Annotated in this window: 6 protein-coding genes; 5 read left to right on the plus strand and 1 reads right to left on the minus strand. The window is 56.7% G+C overall.

Annotated elements, in window-relative coordinates; translation table 11 throughout:
* Nucleotides 1–193 precede the first annotated feature (193 nt).
* The 5 genes from miaB (at nt 194) to lnt (ending at nt 5,586) form a co-directional block, all read left to right on the plus strand.
* Nucleotides 194–1,540 carry a tRNA (N6-isopentenyl adenosine(37)-C2)-methylthiotransferase MiaB gene (gene miaB / locus IBX51_RS13925; protein WP_291831897.1) on the plus strand — a complete coding sequence of 449 codons (1,347 nt, stop codon included), beginning with the start codon at nt 194–196 and terminating at the stop codon, nt 1,538–1,540.
* 210 nt (nt 1,541–1,750) lie between these two features.
* Nucleotides 1,751–2,737, plus strand: a complete 987-nt coding sequence (locus IBX51_RS13930; protein WP_291831899.1) for a PhoH family protein — start codon at nt 1,751–1,753, stop codon at nt 2,735–2,737.
* Entirely contained in the window at nt 2,734–3,207 is a 474-nt protein-coding gene (gene ybeY, locus IBX51_RS13935) for an rRNA maturation RNase YbeY (protein ID WP_291831900.1), read from the plus strand. Before IBX51_RS13930 ends, ybeY begins: the two co-directional genes overlap by 4 nt.
* On the plus strand, nt 3,204–4,049 hold the full coding sequence (locus IBX51_RS13940; RefSeq protein ID WP_291831901.1) for an HlyC/CorC family transporter: 846 nt from the start codon (nt 3,204–3,206) through the stop codon (nt 4,047–4,049). Before ybeY ends, IBX51_RS13940 begins: the two co-directional genes overlap by 4 nt.
* The gene (lnt, locus tag IBX51_RS13945) at nt 4,039–5,586 is read left to right on the plus strand and encodes an apolipoprotein N-acyltransferase (RefSeq protein WP_291831902.1); all 1,548 of its coding nucleotides are present in this window, start codon (nt 4,039–4,041) and stop codon (nt 5,584–5,586) included. The genes IBX51_RS13940 and lnt overlap by 11 nt, the downstream gene beginning before the upstream one ends.
* 2 nt (nt 5,587–5,588) lie before the next feature.
* Here lnt and IBX51_RS13950 read toward each other — a convergent pair.
* Nucleotides 5,589–5,990 (minus strand): zinc ribbon-containing protein (locus IBX51_RS13950; RefSeq protein WP_291831903.1); only part of this gene is annotated, 402 nt, incomplete at its 5' end.

The raw sequence follows: 5,990 nt of genomic DNA on the forward strand, positions 1-5,990 counted from the left end.
GAAGGAGCGTGTTTTGGAAAGCTCACCCCAAAAGCCTTGATGCACCAAACTGGAGTTGCTGCGAATGATACCACAGCAAAACCCGAGACAACGGTGGTTGAAGTTTAAGCACCCCGCTATAATGTGCAGTCAAATTTTGCCAGCGCCAAACTTACCAGCCCCGGCGCAACACACAACCGACGATGTGAGACCCATGGCCAAAAAGCTGTACATCAAAACCCACGGCTGCCAAATGAACGAGTACGATTCTGCCCGCATGGCCGACCTGCTCAAAACCGGCGAAACCGTGGAAATGACCGACTCGCCGGAAGACGCCGACATCCTGCTGCTGAACACCTGCTCCATCCGCGAAAAAGCCCAGGACAAAGTGTTCCACCAGCTCGGCCGCTGGAAAAAGCTGAAAAGCAAAAAGCCCGACCTGATCATCGGCGTCGGCGGCTGTGTCGCCAGCCAGGAGGGCCAGGCCATCATCGACCGGGCACCGTTTGTCGACATGGTATTCGGCCCGCAAACCCTGCACCGACTGCCCGACATGATCACCGAAGTGCGCACCAAGGGTAACGGCGTGGGCGTGGTCGACGTCAGTTTCCCGGAAATCGAAAAATTCGATAACCTGCCAGACCCCGGCGCCGATGGCCCTTCGGCATTTGTCTCCATCATGGAAGGTTGCAGCAAATACTGCACCTTCTGCGTAGTGCCTTATACCCGCGGCGAAGAAGTCAGCAGGCCCGTGGACGACGTGATCGCCGAGGTCGCTCACCTGGCCAGCCAGGGCGTGCGTGAAGTTAACCTGCTGGGCCAGAACGTCAACGCCTACCGTGGCGAAACCCACGACGGCGACGTCATGGACATGGCCGAACTGATCGAACTGATCGCCTCTATCGAGGGCATCGACCGCATCCGCTACACCACGTCACACCCGGTCGAGTTCAGCGATTCGCTGATCGAGATCTACGAGCGGGTTCCGGAACTGGTCAGTCATTTGCACCTGCCGGTACAGAGCGGCTCCGACCGCATTCTGGCCGCCATGAAGCGTGGCCACACCGCGCTGGAGTACAAGTCCAAGTTGCGCCGTTTGCGCAAGATCCGGCCAGATATCAGCTTTTCCTCGGACTTTATCATCGGCTTCCCTGGAGAAAGCGACAAAGACTTCGAAGATACCATGAAGCTGATCAACGACATCGGCTTCGATATGTCATTCAGTTTTGTCTACAGCGCCCGTCCCGGTACCCCGGCGGCGGATTTGCCGGACGATACGCCGATGGAGGTGAAGAAACAGCGCCTGAGCATTCTTCAGGATCGGCTGAATCAGAACGTGATGGATATCAGCCGGAAGATGGTCGGCAGCACCCAGCGGATCCTGGTGACCGGCCTGTCCAAGAAGGACCCCGGCGAGTACGCAGGCCGCACCGAGAACAACCGCATCGTGAATTTCCGGCACGACAATCCCGAGGTGGTGGGTCACTTTGTCGACGTCGAAATTGTTGAAGCCTATGCCAACTCTTTACGGGGCGTTCCTGCGGGTTCGGGGTTGTTTTAGGCTTCGGCCCCATGTGCTTGAAGCTTGGTGTTGGGAGGCGGGTTGGTGACGCTGTCCAAAAATCTGGAGCGCCAGGGATGGCGCGACGAAGCCCTACAGGGAAGTACTTGCGGGCGTTTTTTGGACAGCGTCACCTACCCTATACCAATACACCCAATACGAGATGCTGACTCCTCTTTAAACCCGGGGAGTAAACCAAACGGAGCAAGATTGAACACTCAAGACACCAGACAATTTGACCTGCACCCCGTAGACCAGCGACGGCTGACCACGCTGTGCGGGCAGTTTGATGAACACCTCAAGATGATTGAAAAACGTCTGCAGGTGAAGGTTGGCCGCCGTGGCCACCACTTCCGGGTGGAAGGGCACACCGAGAACGTGGCGGCCGCCACTGAAGTTATCCGCCATATGTATCGGGAAACCGAAGCCACCAGTGACATTGCGCCGGGTACCGTGCATCTGTTTATCCGCGAAACAGGACTGGAGCGCCTGCCGGATGACGTGCCTTATAACGAAGGCCAGGTCACCGTCATCAAAACTCCAAAGTTGACCGCCAAGCCCCGCGGCAAAAACCAGCAAAAGTACGTGCAGAGCATTCGCAGCCACGACATCAACTTCGGTATCGGGCCGGCTGGTACTGGTAAAACCTGGCTGGCGGTGGCCTGTGCCGTGGAAGCCCTGAAAGACGAGCAGGTCAAGCGCATCCTGCTGGTGCGCCCGGCCGTCGAAGCCGGCGAGAAGCTGGGTTTTCTGCCCGGGGATCTGGCCCAGAAGGTAGATCCTTACCTACGGCCGCTGTACGACGCGCTCTACGAAATGCTCGGTTTTGATCACGTTACCCGACTGATCGAGAAAAGCGTGATCGAGATCGCGCCGCTGGCCTTTATGCGCGGTCGTACGCTCAACAACTCATTTATCATTCTGGACGAGAGCCAGAACACCACCCGGGAGCAGATGAAGATGTTCCTGACCCGGATCGGCTTTGGCTCCACCGCCGTAATCACCGGCGACACCACGCAGGTCGACCTGCCCCGGGGCGAGAACTCCGGACTGATCCACGCCGCCAGCGTGCTGAGCAAGGTTACCGGCATAGGCTTTACCCGCTTTGACTCGAAAGACGTGGTTCGTCACCCGATTGTCCAGCGCATTGTTGAGGCCTACGATTCCTTTGATAACGGAAGCCGAAAAGACCAATGAACAAACTGACCGTCGATTTTCAGCAGGCCTTTGACGGCGACGGCGTGCCTGATGAATCCAGTTTCCAGACCTGGGCCGAACTGGCCTGGCAAGGAGAGGATCTGTCCGAAGTAACCATTCGTATTGTGAATACGGAGGAAAGCCGGGCCCTGAACCATCAGTACCGGGGCAAGGACAACCCCACCAATGTTTTGTCCTTCCCATTTGAGGCACCAGCGGGTATAACGATGCCATTGGCCGGCGATCTGGTGATTTGCGCGCCGGTTGTTGAGCAGGAGGCGCGGGAGCAGCACAAGGCACTCACCGCCCACTGGGCCCATATGGTGGTGCACGGTATGTTGCACCTTCAGGGCTATGATCATATTGAAGACAATGATGCCGAGGTCATGGAAGGCCTCGAGATCCGGTTGCTCGCGCAGCTCGGATATATCAACCCTTACGAAGCAGAGGAAACGGAACAAGACTCATGAGCGACGATCAGTCGAGTCGCAGTCAGGGCACAAAGTCCTGGCTGGAGCGTATATCGCAGGCCTTTTCCAGTGGGCCGGAGTCCGTAGAGGACGTACTGGAAATCCTTCGGGATGCCGAAGCCCAACGCATTATCGACCCCGACGCCATGAGCATCATCGAGGGTGCCATGCAGGTGATCGATATGCGGGTGGATGAAATCATGATCCCCCGCTCCCAGATGATCACCGTCAAAGCCGCGCAGGACCCCAAAGAATTCCTGCCTGAGATCATGTCGTCTGCCCACAGCCGTTTTCCGGTCATTGGCGAAAGTCAGGATGACGTGATTGGTGTTCTGCTGGCCAAGGATTTGCTTCCGCTCGCCCTGAACAACGATCTTGACTGGTCCAGCATCCGAGAGATTCTCCGACTGCCGACCTTTGTGCCAGAAAGCAAGCGCCTGAACCAACTGCTCAAAGAATTCAAAGAAAATCGCAATCACATGGCCATTGTGGTGGATGAATACGGCGGTACCGCTGGCCTGATCACCATTGAGGATGTGCTGGAACAAATTGTGGGCGAGATCGAAGACGAGCATGACTTCGATGAAGAAACCCACATCAAGGCGCGCGGCGATGGCACCTACGCGGTAAAAGCCGTGACCCCGATTGACGACTTCAACGAATTTTTCCAGGTAAGCCTGGAAGAAGATGAGTTCGACACCATCGGCGGCCTGGTTCTGAAAGAGTTTGGCCACCTGCCCAGGCGCGGCGAAACGGTTGAATTCGGCGGCTTACGGTTTACTATCGCCAACGCCGATAACCGAGTCATCCGTTTGTTGCAGGTAAATCGAAGTGAACCCTGAATCCAGCCTTCGCCATCCGTTACATCTCAAGTTCTCAACCAGCTCCTGGCTGAGCCCGGCGATCCTCGTCATCGCCGGCGCGTTGCAGACGCTCACGTTTTCCCCATTCCACCTATGGTGGCTGGGACCAGTATCAATCTTCCTGATCCTGCTGGCGACGCTCACCCTGCCCTCACAAAAGCTGTTCCGTGCGGGCTGGCTGGTTGGCCTGGGCTTGTTTGGCTCCGGCGTTAGCTGGATTTATGTCAGTATCAGCGAGCATGGCAACACCTCGGTGCCGGTCGCCATTCTTCTGATGGTTCTGTTTATTGCCGGCCTCGCTCTTTTTCACGCATTAGCCTTCTGGTTCTGGGGCAAGCTTGCCAAAGAAAGCACCGTTCGGCGGCTTATTCTTTTCCCCGCCATCTGGATTTTAGGGGATTGGCTGCGGGGCTGGCTGTTGACCGGGTTCCCATGGATGTACCTGGGCACCGCTCATACCGATGGCCCTCTGGCCGGGCTTGCGCCGCTCACCGGCGTTCATGGCCTGACTTTCTGGATAACCGTTACCGGTGCGGCAGCCTACGCCGTATGGTGGCTGGCACAGGCTGGTCATAGAAAAGCGGCTACCACCACGCTCATTCTGGCATTGTTGCCCTGGCTGATAGCCCCCTCGATGAAACAGGCTGACTGGACGCAACTGAGCGATGAGCCTCTCAGTTTTGCAGCCATGCAAGGCAACATCCCCCAACAAATTAAATGGGACCCGGATTTTCTCAGGGACCAGATTGTCGCCTATCTGGGCATGACCGAAGCTCACTGGCAGCGTGACCTGATTTTATGGCCAGAAACCGCCATTCCGATTCCCCAGGACCAGGCCGGCAGCATTATTGACCATATCAACAGCCAACTGGGTGAGAACAGCACCCTGATCACCGGCATTCCATGGTATGGCTACAGTGATCGCATCGACGATTACACCTTTCACAACAGCATCATGGCTCTGGGCAACGGCGAAGGCATCTATCACAAGCAGAAGCTGGTGCCTTTCGGCGAGTACGTTCCACTGCAGGGCATCCTGAGAGGACTGATCGGCTTTTTCGACCTTCCCATGAGCAGCTTCTCACGGGGACCTAAGTATCAGTCACCGCTGGTAGCCAACGGCGTCAAGATCATGCCCTACATCTGCTACGAGGTGGCCTATTCGGACTTTGTTGCTTTTAACGCCCGTAACGCCGACATCCTGCTGACCATCAGTAACGACGGCTGGTTTGGCGACTCCATCGGCCCGCTGCAGCACTTACAGATTGCCCGCATGCGAGCACTGGAAACCGGCCGTTATATGCTTCGGGGCACCAATAATGGCGTAACCGCCATTATTGACGAAAAGGGCCAAATCACCGAGCGCATCCCCCAATTTGAGCGGGCGGTGCTGACCGGAGAAGTATTTACCGCCACCGGCAGCACGCCCTATATGCAGACCGGTTCCTGGCCAGTGCTGACTCTGGCCTTGATCCTGATCGTGTTTGTGCGGGAGCGGGTGATCCCCAAAACCTGAGCTCAGCTTTCCTTGCGCGGCCAGCGACTGGTGACGCGCTCAAAGTAGTGCGAACTGCACGCTTCACAGGGGTGCAAATGGCTGGTCTTGGTCAGGCACAGCATATGGTTGCAGTTCAGGCAACGGAACATGCCTGCGGTTGCCACTTCACCAGAAATATAATGGCTGATGTCCTGATTCTCGAGTTTCTGCTTGAGCTCTAGAGTATCGACCATGGTCTGGTCTGCCACAGACAGCAACCTGTCAGCCAACGTAGTCTCCAGCAGCGAGATGTCCAGCTGCAACCATTCCTTCAGCCCTTCTCCGGTCTCCCCCACAAAATGCATCAGGTGCTCTAAATCCCGTTCGAGATACGCACCCAGCAGGTCGGCCTCTTCCCGGGTCATGTCTTGCAGTTCGTACTC

This window comes from Marinobacter sp. (assembly GCF_014859525.1).
GTDB lineage: Bacteria > Pseudomonadota > Gammaproteobacteria > Pseudomonadales > Oleiphilaceae > Marinobacter.